The organism is Nostocoides vanveenii, from assembly GCF_039531165.1.
In the GTDB taxonomy this organism is placed as follows: Bacteria; Actinomycetota; Actinomycetes; order Actinomycetales; family Dermatophilaceae; genus Nostocoides_A; species Nostocoides_A vanveenii.
Genome location: NZ_BAAAPN010000011.1, coordinates 84480 through 98885 on the forward strand (window position 1 = coordinate 84480; position 14406 = coordinate 98885).

Annotated in this window: 14 protein-coding genes and 1 pseudogene; 10 read left to right on the forward strand and 5 right to left on the reverse strand. The window is 69.4% G+C overall.

What is annotated here, in order from left to right; translation table 11 throughout:
* Nucleotides 1–4 precede the first annotated feature (4 nt).
* Nucleotides 5–1762, reverse strand: a complete 1758-nt coding sequence (locus ABD209_RS02185) for a DEDD exonuclease domain-containing protein (RefSeq protein ID WP_344061503.1) — start codon at nt 1760–1762, stop codon at nt 5–7.
* Between the two features lie 164 nt (nt 1763–1926).
* On the opposite strand from ABD209_RS02185, the gene ABD209_RS02190 reads away from it, so the two are divergent.
* On the forward strand, nt 1927–2181 hold the full coding sequence (locus tag ABD209_RS02190) for a hypothetical protein (protein WP_344061460.1): 255 nt from the start codon (nt 1927–1929) through the stop codon (nt 2179–2181).
* Here ABD209_RS02190 and ABD209_RS02195 read toward each other — a convergent pair.
* Nucleotides 2162–3592: a hypothetical protein gene (locus tag ABD209_RS02195; RefSeq protein ID WP_344061463.1), complete on the reverse strand. Its 1431-nt coding sequence runs from the start codon at nt 3590–3592 to the stop codon at nt 2162–2164. The genes ABD209_RS02190 and ABD209_RS02195 overlap by 20 nt on opposite strands.
* A 115-nt stretch (nt 3593–3707) precedes the next feature.
* On the opposite strand from ABD209_RS02195, the gene ABD209_RS02200 reads away from it, so the two are divergent.
* The 5 genes from ABD209_RS02200 to ABD209_RS02220 are packed head-to-tail and all read left to right on the forward strand — an operon-like array spanning nt 3708 to nt 7665.
* On the forward strand, nt 3708–4154 hold the full coding sequence (locus ABD209_RS02200; RefSeq protein WP_344061466.1) for an SRPBCC family protein: 447 nt from the start codon (nt 3708–3710) through the stop codon (nt 4152–4154).
* A gap of 8 nt (nt 4155–4162) precedes the next feature.
* Nucleotides 4163–5377: an ArsA family ATPase gene (locus tag ABD209_RS02205; RefSeq protein WP_344061505.1), complete on the forward strand. Its 1215-nt coding sequence runs from the start codon at nt 4163–4165 to the stop codon at nt 5375–5377.
* Nucleotides 5374–5985: a hypothetical protein gene (locus ABD209_RS02210; RefSeq protein WP_344061469.1), complete on the forward strand. Its 612-nt coding sequence runs from the start codon at nt 5374–5376 to the stop codon at nt 5983–5985. Before ABD209_RS02205 ends, ABD209_RS02210 begins: the two co-directional genes overlap by 4 nt.
* Nucleotide 5986: 1 nt before the next feature.
* Nucleotides 5987–6985: an ROK family glucokinase gene (locus tag ABD209_RS02215; protein WP_344061472.1), complete on the forward strand. Its 999-nt coding sequence runs from the start codon at nt 5987–5989 to the stop codon at nt 6983–6985.
* Complete coding sequence (locus ABD209_RS02220; protein ID WP_344061475.1) at nt 6982–7665, forward strand: endonuclease/exonuclease/phosphatase family protein; 684 nt, start codon at nt 6982–6984, stop codon at nt 7663–7665. Before ABD209_RS02215 ends, ABD209_RS02220 begins: the two co-directional genes overlap by 4 nt.
* 21 nt (nt 7666–7686) lie before the next feature.
* Here ABD209_RS02220 and ABD209_RS02225 read toward each other — a convergent pair whose 3' ends face one another.
* A complete protein-coding gene (locus ABD209_RS02225; RefSeq protein WP_344061478.1) occupies nt 7687–8484 on the reverse strand; it encodes a hypothetical protein in 798 nt (265 codons plus the stop codon).
* 153 nt (nt 8485–8637) lie between these two features.
* On the opposite strand from ABD209_RS02225, the gene ABD209_RS02230 reads away from it, so the two are divergent.
* The 4 genes from ABD209_RS02230 (at nt 8638) to ABD209_RS02245 (ending at nt 12772) form a co-directional block, all read left to right on the forward strand.
* The gene (locus tag ABD209_RS02230) at nt 8638–9459 is read left to right on the forward strand and encodes a lysophospholipid acyltransferase family protein (RefSeq protein ID WP_344061481.1); all 822 of its coding nucleotides are present in this window, start codon (nt 8638–8640) and stop codon (nt 9457–9459) included.
* Nucleotides 9460–9466: 7 nt separating this feature from the next.
* The gene (macS, locus tag ABD209_RS02235) at nt 9467–10693 is read left to right on the forward strand and encodes a MacS family sensor histidine kinase (protein WP_344061484.1); all 1227 of its coding nucleotides are present in this window, start codon (nt 9467–9469) and stop codon (nt 10691–10693) included.
* Nucleotides 10690–11337 (forward strand): response regulator, encoded by a 648-nt coding sequence (locus tag ABD209_RS02240; RefSeq protein ID WP_344061487.1) that lies wholly within the window; start codon nt 10690–10692, stop codon nt 11335–11337. Before macS ends, ABD209_RS02240 begins: the two co-directional genes overlap by 4 nt.
* Before the next feature lie 88 nt (nt 11338–11425).
* The gene (locus ABD209_RS02245) at nt 11426–12772 is read left to right on the forward strand and encodes a class II 3-deoxy-7-phosphoheptulonate synthase (RefSeq protein ID WP_344061490.1); all 1347 of its coding nucleotides are present in this window, start codon (nt 11426–11428) and stop codon (nt 12770–12772) included.
* A 103-nt stretch (nt 12773–12875) separates the two neighbouring features.
* Here ABD209_RS02245 and ABD209_RS02250 read toward each other — a convergent pair whose 3' ends face one another.
* Both ABD209_RS02250 and ABD209_RS02255 read right to left on the reverse strand, forming a co-directional pair.
* Nucleotides 12876–13007 (reverse strand): hypothetical protein, encoded by a 132-nt coding sequence (locus ABD209_RS02250; RefSeq protein ID WP_344061493.1) that lies wholly within the window; start codon nt 13005–13007, stop codon nt 12876–12878.
* Between the two features lie 922 nt (nt 13008–13929).
* A pseudogene (locus ABD209_RS02255) lies at nt 13930–14228 on the reverse strand (transposase); the annotation flags it as partial.
* Between the last annotated feature and the right edge of the window lie 178 nt (nt 14229–14406).

The window sequence follows — 14406 nt, forward strand, 5'->3', positions numbered from 1 at the left end:
GCGATCAGGAGCCCTCGAAACGCTCGGGGGGCACCGCTGCCAGGTGGTCCCCGAACCGGCTGGCGCCACCGACCGGGCACGACCAGACGCCGTCGACCGAGACCAGCCGGACGCCCGGTTCTTCGAGCCAGCGCAGGATCTTCTCGCACTCCTCCGGCAGGGCAGCCGGTGCGGGGGCGGGCGCCGGTGCCACCACTTCGGCGCTCGCGCTCAGCGCCTCGACGTAAGGCATGGGGTCGGCGCCACGGGGGCTGCGGGTGCTGCCTGCGAGCCGCCCGAAGCGCACGCAGATCAACTCCCACCCGCCCAGGGGCGAGCGTCGAGCGGCGACTATTTCGGCGGTGGTGGCCAGTGGGGCAAGGCGTTGTGAGCGAGTCAGGCCGCGCACGAGCGCGGCCAGCCGGTCACGCAGGGTGGCGGCATCCTCATACCGCTCGTCACCGGCGAGTTGTTGCATGCGGCGCTCGAGGGGCGATAAGACGAAGCTGGGATCCCCGACGAGCGCTTCTTGGGCGGAGCGGACCAGCGCGCCATAGTCATCGACCGTCTGAGCGCCGGTGCAGGGCGCGCCGCACCGGCCCATCTCTGCGAGGGCACACGCGGCGGTGAAGCGGGTAACGGAGAGCCGCTGATGGCATCGGCGTAGCGGCACGGCGTCGTGGACGGCCGCCATGGCGTCCTCGGCGGCTGCGCGGGAAGGGAAGGGGCCGACATACGTCGTGGCGTCGCCGCGGACCTGCTTGACGATAGAGAGCCGGGGGAAGGGCTCGACGGTGAGCTTGATCCACACGGCCTTCTCGGGGTGCCGCGAGCGGCGGTTGTAGGGGGGCTTGTGCTCGGCGATCAACCTGAGCTCGCGGACCTGGGCCTCAAGGGCGGTCGCGCAGACGATAGGGGTGACGCTCTCGGCGATCCGCACCATCTCCGACATCCGTCGGCGCTGCTCCGAGGCGGTGAAATAGGAGCGCACCCGGGTGCGGATGTCGACCGAAGTGCCCACATAGAGCACGCGACCGTTGCCGTCCTTGAACTGGTAGACCCCGGGAGCCGACGGCAGGTCGTCGGCGAGATAGCGCTTGCGGCGACGGGCAGGCGGAACGCGTGCGGAGTAGGTCGCGAGCTCCTCGAGCGTCGTGACTCCGAGGCCGCCCACCCGGGCGATCAGGCCGTGCAGGACATCGACAGTCGCCTGGGCATCGTGCAGGGCCCGGTGATCGGGGGCGACGTGGGAGTGGAAGACCCGGGCCAGTGAGGACAGCTTGTGGTTGGGCGCTTCGTCGCGGGTGACCAAGGCTCGGGCGAGCAGGACGGTGTCGAGAACGGTGGGGCCGGGCCAGGGGGTGCTGGTGGCCGCAGCCGCCGCTTTGAGGAAGGAGATGTCGAAGCGGGCGTTGTGGGCGACCAGGACGGCGTCACCGGCGAACTCCAGGAAGCTCGGGAGCACCGACTCGATGCGGGGAGCCGAGGCGACCATGGCGTTGGTGATGCCGGTCAACGCGCTGATGACCGGTGGGATGGGCACGCGCGGATTGACCAGGCTCTGGAACTCGCCGAGCACCTCGCCACCGCGGACCTTGACGGCGCCGAACTCAGTGATGTGGTCGCCGTGCGCGCTGCCGCCCGTCGTCTCGAGATCGACCACGACGAAGGTCACCTCGTTTAAAGGGGTGCCGAGGTCGTCGAGCGTCCCTTGGATCGCCCGGGGGAGGGCCGCGGAGCCGGGAGCTCGCTGCGAGGGGCGGGTCAGCGTGGTGGTCGACATGGGAAAGACGCTAGAGATGACCACCGACAAGCCTCCCCAGGCGCCGCCGACACGCGGCGAAAGGGGCTTGTCGGTGGTCATCTCTAGCGTCTTTCCCAAGGGTCACCGGGCTTCGGATACCCGAGCACCTGATCGACGCAAGTCACCGAAGGAAGGAAGCCACCATGTGGATCGATTGCCAAAGCTGCCCGGTCGCGCAGACGCACTGCGGCGAGTGCGTGGTCACCAGCCTGCTCGACATCATCCCGGTCGGCCGGGCCGAGATGCAGATCGACGTGGATGTCGCCCTGGATGCACGGGAGCGGGCTGCGGTCACCGCCTTGGCCAGTGCCGGACTGATCTGCGCCGAGACGGCCGCGACCGCCCGGGCCCGCATCAGCCGGCCGGCCCCCGTGGGTTTCAGATCGGCGACGGGGTAAGGGCGGCCGCGACGTCCTGGTCACGCGGCTGCGGACCGTGATCGCGCTCGGCGGCCGCATCGGCGACCAGCGAGACAGCGACCAGGCCGGCCACCAGCCAGAACTGGTTATAGAAGGCCTGCTTGTTGACGAGATTCGCGGCGAGTAGCACCAGGGCCACCCAGCGCAGCAGTTCACCGAGCGGCGGCTGCCGGCGCCGGACGGCGATCATGCCGGCCGCCAGAGTGCCGAGGATCACCAGGCCGGTGATCCAGAACGGCAGCGTGACTCCGAATTTGTTCAGAGCCAGGAGATACCACGTGTTGGCGAATTTGATCGGGTGGAAGCCCACCAGCAAGGTGATGGTGTCGTGGACGAAATCCGCCGGGGCGGTGATGAACCACGGCGCGATCAAGACGCCGGTCAGGGCCCCGGTGGCGATCGCGCGCGCCGGGCCGAAAGACCGCCAGCACAGCAGCAGGGGGAGCACCAGTGCCAGGTGCTGCTTGCTTGCGCAGGCGAGCGCCAACGGCACGATCGCCCACCAGGAGCGTCCCGACCGCACGAGAACCGCCCACCAGACCAGGGCGGTCAGCAGCAGCGGTTCGGTCCAGGCCTGGTCGACCTGGGTCAAGGTCCCCGGTGGCAGAAAGATCAGGCAGATCGCCGCCGCGGTCGCCCACCGCGCGTCGGCCGCGCCCGTGGCGGCGAGGAGCCGGTGGCGCAACTCCGAGCGGGCACCCCCGGCGCGTGATCGAACGGAGCCTTCAGCCGCAGCGATGCGGGTCGGAGCGCCGATCGGACGAGAGAGTTGCCAGATGCCGGCCGCGAGCACCAATGACCAGATCAGCAACATCCAGCGGACATCGCCGAAGAGCCACCGTCCGGGGGCGAGGAGCACCGTGCTCCACGGCAGATAGGTATAGGCGTCCTTGATGCCCGGCGAGCCGGTCCAGGTCATCGTGTAGAAGTTCTCGAAGCGCGCCAGGGCGTCCGACGATTGCTGCAGGATCACCCAGACGTCGATTTTGGGCCGGCGATCGGTGGTGATGGCGATGACGCTCGCCGCGACATAGGCGCTGATCGCAGCGACCCAGGCCAGTCCGGGGCGATTGCGGCCCAGAGCCAGGGCGGCTCCGAGGGCGCCGATGGCCAAGGCGATCCGTGCCGTCCACTCCCAGCCGTCCGACAGCCAACTCCACAGCGGCACGGCGAGGCCCACAACGGCCGCCCCGCACAGGGCCAGGGCCATCGTGCGTCGTCCCATGCGCACGCGGGTCTCGGTGACCAACCACCAGGCGAGCAGGCCGCAGACGGCCGTCAGGGTGAGCACGATGGCGACCCGGAAACGCACCACGCTCCACTGCAGGACGCCGAAGTAGGCCAACCATGCGCAGGCCACCAGCCACGGCGCGAACCGGCGGGCAGGCATACGGGCTCCAAGAGGGGACGGGCGGATGGGGGCTCGGACAACAAGCATCGGGCGGCGTCCCGCGGACGCATGCCGCGGCAATCCTAGGCGGTGCGCACAGGTTAGGCTTCCGCGCATGGCGGACAGCACCGAGTCCTCGATCGTCATCAACGCCGAGCCCGGAGCGGTGCTCGACGTGATCGCCGACCTCGAGGCCTATCCCGAGTGGACCGGCGAGATCAAGAATGTGACGATCCTCGCCGAGGAAGGTGACGGCTGGCCCGACCGCGTCGAGATGACGATGGACGCGGGCGTCATCAAGGACACCTATGTCCTGGATTACGAATGGGATGTCACCGAGGACGGGACTGGGCAGGTCTCGTGGACCCTGGTCGAGGCGAGTGTCCTGAAGGCCATGGATGGCGCCTACACCCTGGCCGCGGTCGCTGAGGGGACGCTGGTCGAATACCGGCTGCTCGTCGACCTGAAAATTCCCGTGCTGGGCATGCTCAAGCGCAAGGCCGAGAAGGTCATCATCGAGACCGCGCTGAAGGAACTGAAGAAGCGGGTCGAGTCGCTCTGAGCCGGGTCCTGCTTTTCACTGGTAAGGGCGGCGTCGGCAAGACCACGACAGCGGCCGCCACGGCGGTTGCCAGTGCTCGATCGGGCGTGCGCACGCTGGTGATGTCCACCGATGCCGCACATTCTCTCGGCGATGCCCTCGACCGCGACCTGACCGCGACCGCCATTGACGGGCCGGCGCTCATCGAGCCGGTGCTGGCCGCCTTGCAGGTGAGTGGTCGTCGACATGTCGACGGCTCCTGGGGCATCGTCCGGCGCTATCTCGTGGAGACCCTCGGTGCCCTCGGCGTCGACCCGGTGGTGGCCGAGGAGATGACGTCATTGCCCGGTGCGGAGGAGATTGCCGCCCTGCTGGAGTTGCGTGAGCAGGTGGATTCCGGGGAGTGGGAGTTGATCGTCGTCGACTGCGCGCCCACGGCGGAGACCCTGCGGTTGCTCGCCCTGCCCGAGAATCTCGCCTGGCACCTGAATCGGATGCTGCCCGGGACCGCCGGGATCCGCCGTGCCGCGCGGCCGGCCGCGGCCGCGGCCCTTGGGATCCCCCTGCCCGGCCCGGAGATCGTCGACGTCGTCCGGGGCTGGTATGCCGCGATGCTCGAGATCCATCGCCTGCTGGCCAGCGCTTCGGCATCGGTGCGCCTGGTGACGACTCCCGAGAGCGTCGTGATTGCCGAGGCCCGGCGCACGTGGACCTCGCTGAGTTTGTACGGCTACGCCGTGGATGCCGTCTATGTGAACAAGATCTTGCCGACCCCCGCCGAGACCGGTGACGACGGCAGCGCGGCCGCCTGGTTGCACTCGTGGAATGCGGCGCAGGCGCGGGGAATCGACGAGGTGGTGGTCTCCTTCGCGGGCCTGCCCGTCGTCACCTCGCCCTATCTCGATCGCGAGCCCATCGGGCCGGACGCCCTGGCCGACCTCGCCGCTCGGCTGGTCCTGGGCGACCTGGCCGATCGCAGCCCCCTCGATCCCGTCGACGTCGCGGCGATGACGGTGGAACGAACGGCCGACGGCTATGCCCTCGGGCTCCGGTTGCCGTTCACCAGCGCCGACGAGGTCGGTCTGCAGCGTAGGGACAACGATCTCTTGCTGACGGTGGGGGAGCACCGGCGGATCGTCACGCTGCCCTCGGTGCTTCGGCGCTGCGATGTGGCCGGCGCGCGGGTTCGGTCGGGGACTCTGACGGTGGCTTTCGTCCCCGACCCCGCACAATGGCCGCGATGAACGACGACCGGAGTGAGCGGGCGGACGCCCTGGCCGACGAGGCTGCCCGGCTTTTCGACGCGGTAGAAGCCGTGACCGGGTTATGCGCGTCGTCGCGGCAGACTCGCTCGCGCCCGCCCCGGCAGCAGTCGGCGCAGCGTCCCGCGCCCCCGGTTGAGCCCGATGCCGCCGGCTGGCAGCCGCCGGCCGATGCGGACGACGCGAGCGCCGGACCCGCTGAAGCGAACCAGCCGCCCAGTTCCCACCCGGGTGGTGAACACCCGACCACGTGCACCTGGTGCCCGGTATGCCGCGGGGTCGACACCCTGCGCGCCGTTGACCCGGACACCGTCGCCCGCCTCGCGGACGCCGTGGGCATGCTCGCCACCGCCTTGGGCGAACTCGCCGGCACGCTGCGCGAACGTCTTCCCGTCCCCCGTCACGACGACCGCGGCAGGCCGGGCGATCCTGGTGGGCCGGGCGAGGGTGACGGGCCGGCCCGGGGCCATCGGCCAGCACCTAGCTCCGTCGCGGCGCGCGACGGACTCGACGCAACGTGGAGCCGCGGGGGCGGCGGGGGCCGGGGAACGGCATACGACATACCGGTGCTGGGCGAGGAGGAGAACTGACATGGCGCAGGATGCGGCGCAGCGGCCCGTGGGCGATCTTGCGATCGGGGTCGATATCGGCGGCACCAAGGTCGCGGCCGGGATCGTCGACGAGCAGGGTGCGGTCGTGGCGCGGGCCCGCGCCGACACCCCGGACCGCTCGGTGCGGCCCAAGGTCGTCGAGGACACCATCGTCGGCGTGGTCAACGAGTTGCTGCAGCAGGCCCCCGGTCGGATCGCCGCCGTCGGGATCGGAGCGGCCGGCTTCGTCGCGGCGGACCGGGCGACCATCGTCTTCGCGCCGCACCTGTCCTGGCGCCAGGAGCCGCTGCGCGACCGCCTGAGCGCCCTGATCGAGCCGCCGATCTTCATCGACAATGATGCCAATGCGGCGATTTGGGCCGAGGGCAAGTTCGGGGCCGCTCGCGGGGAAACCTCGGCGATGATGATCACCCTCGGCACGGGCATCGGCGGCGGCATCCTGATGAATGGTGAGGTCATCCGCGGCCGATTCGGGATCGCCGGCGAGTTCGGTCACATGCAGGTGGTGCCGGCTGGGCACCGCTGCGAATGCGGCAACCGCGGCTGCTGGGAGCAATACGCCTCCGGCAACGCCCTCGTGCGCGAGGCCCGCTCGCTCGTCGCCGCGAACAGCCCCCTCGCCCGGGACCTGTATGAGCGCGTCCAGGGCGACGCGAGCCAACTGACCGGTCCGCTGGTGACCGAGGTGGCCAAGGCCGGCGACCGGACGGCCATCGAATTGCTCGCCGAAGTCGGCGACTGGCTGGGCGTCGGGCTGGCCAATCTGGCCGCGGCCTTCGACCCGGGCGCCTTCGTCATCGGCGGTGGGGTCAGCGCGGCTGGTGATCTGCTCATTGAGCCCGCTCGGGCGGCCTTCCGGCGCCAGCTGACCGGCCGCGGCTTCCGGCCCGAGGCGCGTATCGTCCGGGCCGAACTCGGCAATGAGGCCGGCATGATCGGTGCAGCGGACCTGGCCCGGGCGAGCGTGCTCGGCGGATGACGGCGTTGCGGGTCGCGAGCTACAACACCCGTGACTTCCTCGATGACCGGGCGGCCGCCGCGCGGATCGTGCAGGCGATCCGCCCCGACGTCCTGTGCCTGCAAGAGGTGCCGCGCCGGCTCTTCGCCGCGCATCGGATTCACGCCTTAGCCCTCGCCTGCGGGATGCGGTGGCCGGGTCATCACCGCGGCAGCGGGGGCACGACGATTCTCCTCGGCCCGCGCGTGCGCCTGACCTTCAGCCAGCATCACCGCCTCCCTGTCCGCTTGGGTCAACGCACCCGCGGGTATGCCGTGGCTCGCCTCGCAGTCGCCGGTTCGGCTGCAGTGACGGTGGCTTCCGTGCACCTGTCCCTACGGCCGCTGGAACGCGCGGCGCACGCCCGAGCGATTCTTGCCGCGATCGGTTCCGACGAGGCGATCATCTGCGGGGACTTGAACGAGCAGGCGGACGGCCAGGCGTGGCGACTTATCGCCACTCCGTTGCGGCTGGTCTCGCCCTTGACCCCGACCTTCCCGGCCCGCGCGCCCCGCAAGCTGCTCGACGTGGTCTTCGCCTCACCAGGCATCGAGGTGGTGCCGGCGCAGCCGCTCGAATTGGATGCGGACGATCTGGTGGCTGCCAGCGATCACCGCCCGGTGTGGGCCGACCTCGTGCTCCCGCCCGTCCCGGGCGCCTGAGCCCGGACCGCCGAAGCGCGGTCAGACGACCGCGCCGTTGTCGTGGTCGTCGTCCGACGAGCCACGAAGCACGAGGAGCACAAAGCCCCCCAGACTCATGGCGATGGCCAGCCACATCCACCAGCCGGCCACGTCGGGCCGGAAGAGCACCAGCCACAACAGCAGGAGCGGCCCGCCCACCAGACCCACGATGATGCCCCAGAAGTGCAGATCCTCCTGCGGGGGCAGCGGGCGCGGCTCGGGCGGCTCGAAGTGGTCCTCGTCGTCGACTTGGTCGAGGATCTCGTCATAGGGCGCCTCATTGGTCGCGCCCCGCCACACCGGGAAGTTGGGCGCGGCCGGCGGTGTCCGGCGGATCGGGCGGCGCTCGAACAAGGGCGGATTGATCGGGCCTCGGCGGCTCTCGAGGCCGGACAGGCCGGTGCCTTGCCCGTCCGCCCCGGCGGCCTCCGTGTCCGTTTCGGAAGCCCGAGCGTGGGTATCGCCATCGCCACGGTCACCGGGTGAGTTCGCGTCCGAGATGATCGGCGGGCTGGCCGCAGCGGATGAATTCTCTTCCGGCCCATGATCGTTGGCCTCCGAGGAACTGGCCATGGCGGGGTCCGCATCCGGCCCGTCCTCGCCGGAGACGATTGGCAGCCTCGCCGAGTCGGTTGGCTCCTGCTCGGCCGAGGGGTCGTCCAGTGCGGTTGACTCCACGCCCTTGGCGAGTGCGGCATTGCGTTCGCTCTGCGCGCCGGTCAGGTGCCAGCCCGCGACGATCTCGGCGAAACGACGATCGATATCGTCATCGCGCAGTTGCGGGTCGGGCTCACGCACGGGTCAATCCTCGCACGGCGCGGCCTCGGTTGGCGGTCTCTCGCTTACGCCGTCCGTCCCGACGCGTCGGCGCCACCGCGACGGCCCGGTGCCGTAGAGTGCCGAAAAGATAACGGCGGCATAAAGCCATGATGGCGGGGAAAGGTGCGGGCCTTGTTCTATTGGCTCCTGAAGGTCGTTCTCGTGGGGCCGCTGCTGCGTCTGTTGTTCAAGCCGCAGGTCGAGGGCCTAGAGCACGTCCCGGCCGAGGGCGCCGCGATCCTTGCCAGCAATCACCTTTCCTTCTCCGACTCCTTCTTCCTGCCGCTCGTCGTCGACCGGCGCATCACCTTCCTGGCCAAATCCGACTACTTCACCGGACGCGGGGTCAAGGGGTGGTTGACAGCGGCCTTCTTCCGCGGTGTCGGACAGGTGCCGATCGATCGCTCGGGTGGGCGCGCGAGCGACGCCGCGCTGCATACGGGCTTGCGGATCCTGCGCGAGGACAAGCTGTTGGGGATCTATCCCGAGGGCACGCGCAGCCCCGACGGCCGCCTCTATCGCGGGCGCACCGGCGTGGCCCGGATGGCCCTCGAAGCGGGCGTCCCCGTCATCCCGGTCGCCATGATCGACACCGACAAGGTCCAGCAACCGGGCAAGGCCATCCCGACGATCCGCCCGGTGGGCGTACGCATCGGCGCGCCGCTGGACTTCTCGCGCTATGAGGGCATGGCCGACGACCGCTACGTCCTGCGCTCGATCACCGACGAAATCATGTATGCCCTGATGGAGTTGTCGGGCCGCGAATACGTCGATGTCTACGCCACCACGCAGAAGAAGCGCCTGCTTGCGGCCGCCCGGGCCCGTGCTGAGGCGGTTTTGCCCCATCGTGCCGCACCGGTCCCGCCGGTCATCGCACTCCCGGAGTCCGCGGTCGACCGTTCCACCGAGCAGGCGCCGCCCGCCGAGCCGGACACCTTGCGCCGCGCAAGCTGAGCCACCCGTGGCCACCGTCTCCGCCCCGATGCCCGGGGTGCTCGTGGCGTTCACGCGCGGTCTGGCGATCTTCCGACCCCTGGCCTTGGCGTATGCCGGCGTGCTCGCCTGGGTGCACCGCGCCGACATGATCCGCCCATCGGCAGCGATAGCGACCTTCGCCGTGCTGGCGATCTGGTCGATGATCGCCTCGTGGCGCCGGACGATCACGCTCCGCATGGCTGCCATCGACCTGACCCTCGCCAGTGCCGGCATCGCGGCGACCAGCCTGGCCTATCCGCGCGCCACCGTAGTCGCCGGGGCCTTGACCCTCCCGGGGATCTGGTCGAGCTCCGGAGTGGTCGCGGCAGCCATCGCCGGGGGCACGCGCTGGGGCATCGTCGGCGCGACGGTGATCTCCCTCGCCGACCTTGCCTCGGTGATCACGCCGAACTTCGGCACCATCCACAACATCGTGCTCCTCTATCTCCTCGGAGCGCTCATCGGCCTGTCCACCTCGTTGGCCCGCGAGAGCCAGCGCCTCTTCGAGATCTCGGTGCGCGCCCAGGAGGCGTATGCCGAACGCGAACGCCTGGCGCGCATCGTCCATGACGGCGTGCTCCAGACCCTGGCCTATGTGCACCGCCGCGGCACCGAAATCGGGGGCGAGACCGCCGAACTGGGCATTCTGGCCGCCGATCAGGAGCGGTCTCTGCGGGCGCTGGTCAGCGGGCGGGCCACGCCCACGGCCGCGGCCACCGACATGGATATCGCGGCGTGGCTGCATACGCTCGCCGCCCCTGGCATCACTGTGAGTGCGCCCGCGGAGGCGGTCACCATGCCGAGCGCGCGGGCCCGAGAGATCCAGGCTGCGGTCGAAGGCGCGCTGGAGAATGTCCGCCGGCACGCCGGCCCGGAGGCACGCACGTGGATCCTGTTGGAGGATCTCGGCGACCAGGTGAGCCTGACGATTCGTGACAATGGCGCCGGTATGCCGTCCGGTCGCCTCGCCGAGGCTGCCGCCGAGGGCCGCCTCGGGATCGCCTCCTCCATCCACGGGCGCCTGGTCGATCTCGGCGGCACGGCCACCTGGGACAGCGCGCCGGGGCGAGGATGCACGGTCACCCTGCGCGCGCCGAAGGATCTCGAACCCCTTGCCAGACCGGCCGCGCGGCCGGATTCCGCGCGGACCACGGCCCTGCGCGAGGCGCGCCGCGCCGGCATACCGGCCCCGATCCCGAAGGAGGAGCGATGACCCTGCGTGTCTTCGTCGCCGACGATCATCCGTTGTGGCGCGATGCCTTGGCAGCCGACCTGGAGCGCGCCGGCTTCACGATCGTCGGCACGGCCGCCGACGGGCCGGCCACGGTGCGGCGCGTCACGGCCGTGCAGCCGGATGTGTTGCTGCTGGACCTGAACCTGCCCGGCCTGCATGGAGCCGATGTGTGCGCCCAGGTCGCGGGGCTCGGCACCAAGGTGCTCATCCTCTCCGCGAGCGGGGAGGAACGCGATGTGCTGGCCGCGATGAAGGCCGGGGCACTCGGCTATCTGGTGAAGTCCGCCACCAGCGCTGAGATCGTCGACGCGGTCGCCGCCACCGCCCGCGGTGAGGCCACGTTCACGCCGGGCCTGGCGGGGCTGGTGCTGGGGGAGTACCGCAAGCTGGCCAGCGAGCCGCCCGCCGATGAGCGCCCGGTGCCTGAACTGACCGACCGCGAGGTCGAGATCCTGCGGCTGGTCGCGATGGGCCTGTCGAGCAAGGAGATCGCTGAGCAGCTGGTCATCTCCCACCGGACGGTCCAGAACCACGTCCAGAACACGCTGGGCAAGCTCCAACTGCACAACCGTGTCGAACTGACCCGCTTTGCGATCGAACGCGGTCTGGACGAGGTCCGCTGAGGCGTCGGGCCGCCGAGCGACCGCGTGCCGGGGTGCCCGCGATCCGGGCGCGAGGCCCGCAAACGCGGCGGCAACCTATCCTGTATCGGTGACAACGACGGCTGCCCCCTTGACGCATCTGCTGGACGGGCCGGCGCGACCGGCCGCACAGCAGCCGTCCTGGCCGGACGCCGAGGCGCTCAAGGGTGCCATTGACACGCTCGCGAGCTTCCCGCCGCTCGTCTTCGCCGGCGAGTGCGATGTGCTGCGGGAGCGGATGGCGCTCGCCTCGCAGGGCAAGGCGTTCGTGCTCCAGGGTGGCGACTGTGCCGAAACCTTTGCGGCGGCGACCGCCGACAACATCCGCGACCGGGTCAAGACGATCCTGCAGATGGCGGCGGTGCTCACCTATGGGGCATCGGTGCCGGTGGTCAAGGTCGGACGTATGGCCGGTCAGTATGCCAAGCCCCGCAGCAGCGATGTCGAGACCCGCGACGGCGAGACCCTGCCGGCCTACCGCGGCGATATGGTCAACGACTTCGAGTTCACGCCGCAGGCGCGCATCCCCGACCCGCAGCGCATGGTGCGCGCCTACCATGCGAGCACGGCGACGCTCAATCTGGTGCGCGCGTTCACCACTGGCGGGTATGCCGATCTACGGCACGTGCACGACTGGAACAAGGGCTTCGTCGCGACGCCAGCCAATGCGGCATACGAGAAGCTGGCGCGCGATATCGACAAGGCGATGCGCTTCATGCTTGCCTGCGGCGCGGACTTCGACGCGATGCGCGCGACCGAGTTCTTCGCGGCGCACGAGGCGTTGATCCTCGATTACGAACGGCCGCTGACGCGCGTCGATCACCGGTCCGGGCGACTCTATGACACCTCCGGGCACTTCATCTGGATCGGGGAGCGAACCCGCGATCTTGACGGTGCCCACATCGATTATGTTGCGCGCGTTCACAATCCGATCGGTGTGAAGCTGTCGACCAAGACGACGGCCGATTATGTCGAGCAGGTCATGGACCGGCTTGACCCCGAGCGCACGCCCGGCCGGCTGACCTTCATCACCCGGATGGGCGCGCGCCAGATCCGCGATGCACTGCCGCCGATCATCGAGGCGGCGACCGCAGCCGGTGCGGCGGTGACCTGGATCTGCGACCCGATGCACGGCAACACGTTCGAGTCCTCCTCGGGCTACAAGACGCGCGACTTCGCCGATATCGTCGAGGAGGTGCACGGCTTCTTCGACGTGCATCGCGCGTTGGGCACCGTCCCGGGCGGCATCCACATCGAGTTGACGGGCAATGACGTCACCGAGTGCATCGGCGGCGCCGAGAAGATCCTCGACGCCGACCTGACCAAGCGGTATGAAAGCGTGTGCGATCCCCGCCTGAACCACCGGCAGGGCCTCGAACTCGCCTTCCTCGTCGCCGAGATGCTCGGCGACGACTGACGGTCCTCGTCTGACGCCAGCCTTTCCGCCCGGCGCCGGAAGACCCTCGTTCGCACGGGAACATTGCCCAGGCGAACGAGGGGTTTGTGTTGCGCAGGGCCGCCTACAACTCGGGCACTCCGGCAAGGGCGGCGCTCAGCGCGTTCTCGGAGAGGGCTTCGTCGGTGAGGGTCCCGCCGAAGTAGCTCTGATAGGCGCCGAGTTCGAGCAGGCCATGGCCGGAGAGGCCGATCACGATGACCTTCTCCTCGCCGGACTCGGTGCAGGCGAGCGCCTCGCGGCGGGCCTGGGCGATGGCGTGCGACGACTCCGGTGCCGGGATAACGTCCTGGGACGGAACGGTGACCGGATTCGAGCGGTTGAGACCCGATAACGCTCCGCCGGTGGTTGAGCGGAAGCCCGCGTCCTTACCAGAGGGGGTGGTGCCTACCCTGAAGCTTCAGGGTTCCCGCAAAAGTCGAACCGTGGCCCACGCGGTGATGGCGAACGACAAGCCGATCATCAGTAGACCCTATGGCAGTGGGGTGCCACCCCACATCGAGAAGACGGAGAAGCCAGCCATGGCCAGCCCGAGGAGCATTAGGGCCATTCCGGGCACCCTTCGATGAAGTGGACGAAACCTGCGCGCGTCTCCCTGATGCGACCTGTTCGATCATCTGACAGCGCATCGCCCATGAGGCATACCCTTCTGGCTGCGTCGGTCTCCGCCACTCTGGCCCTGGTGTGTCTGCCTATGGCCGACGGGGCCCAGGCGGCGCCCAACATGGGGACGACCCCAGTGATATCCACATCGGCGATGCCTGCCCTTGCTGAGGCCGTTGCCGCAGCAGTGACACCGTCGACCGGATCGCCTGTGTATGTCGCTCTCCCGGCCAACTCGGTCGCCATGGTTTAGGCGTCTGCGAATGCCTCGGCAACCGGCGGCATCGCCCTGGTCGCCCCGGCCAACTATGACCCCGTGGCGTTCAAGCAAACCTTGGGGAGATGGCCCGTGGGACAAGTCCGGCTGGTCGGACCAACGGGAGCGTTTCCGGCGGCCTTCGTCAGCGGTCTGCAACCCGCTTACACCGTGGACTCGACGCGGGTCGGCGCAAGCCGTTACCAATGGTCGGATGCATCCGTGAACGCCTCGTTGCGCCGGGACGTAGTCCTAGCCAACGGTCCCGCGGGACCTCGATGGTCACCTCGCCGGGCGGCGGGGGTGGTCACGGTCTTGGCGCGAGTTCCGTTGCGGGAGTTACCGTTGTTTCGGCCCTCGGCGGCGTTTTTGTCGTAGCCGAGGTGCTCGGTCATCTCCTCCTCGATGGCGATCCAGCACATCCTTGGTCAGGACCTTCAACAGCCCGTTCGGGCCGGTCAGGTCCTCACCGCGGCCGCGGGCGGCCTTGACCAACTCCCGCACCGCAGCACGTTGAGTCTCCGAACGGGAGACCCTCTTTTTCGCTTCCTTCGGCATCGAGCTCACGCTCGGCAGTGTCTCGGTCTCCACTGACCTTTCCCGCCAACCTCGTTGGCGCGTCGGGCCAGTTACACCGTTGGTCGGACTTACATGCTGGTATGGCTGCGCGAGGGTCGTGACCCTTGATCTGACTGGTGCCCTGCTGGGTTGCCGATGGACTGATCCGTCCGGCCCT

Bases quoted from the DNA above. Each gene is read 5' to 3' on its own strand.
- ABD209_RS02185 (WP_344061503.1), bottom strand. From the start codon at position 1,762: ATGTCGACCACCACGCTGACCCGCCCCTCGCAGCGAGCTCCCGGCTCC.
- ABD209_RS02215 (WP_344061472.1), top strand. From the start codon at position 5,987: ATGGCGCAGGATGCGGCGCAGCGGCCCGTGGGCGATCTTGCGATCGGG.
- ABD209_RS02210 (WP_344061469.1), top strand. From the start codon at position 5,374: ATGAACGACGACCGGAGTGAGCGGGCGGACGCCCTGGCCGACGAGGCT.
- ABD209_RS02220 (WP_344061475.1), top strand. From the start codon at position 6,982: ATGACGGCGTTGCGGGTCGCGAGCTACAACACCCGTGACTTCCTCGAT.
- ABD209_RS02200 (WP_344061466.1), top strand. From the start codon at position 3,708: ATGGCGGACAGCACCGAGTCCTCGATCGTCATCAACGCCGAGCCCGGA.
- ABD209_RS02240 (WP_344061487.1), top strand. From the start codon at position 10,690: ATGACCCTGCGTGTCTTCGTCGCCGACGATCATCCGTTGTGGCGCGAT.
- ABD209_RS02195 (WP_344061463.1), bottom strand. From the start codon at position 3,592: ATGCCTGCCCGCCGGTTCGCGCCGTGGCTGGTGGCCTGCGCATGGTTG.
- ABD209_RS02190 (WP_344061460.1), top strand. From the start codon at position 1,927: ATGTGGATCGATTGCCAAAGCTGCCCGGTCGCGCAGACGCACTGCGGC.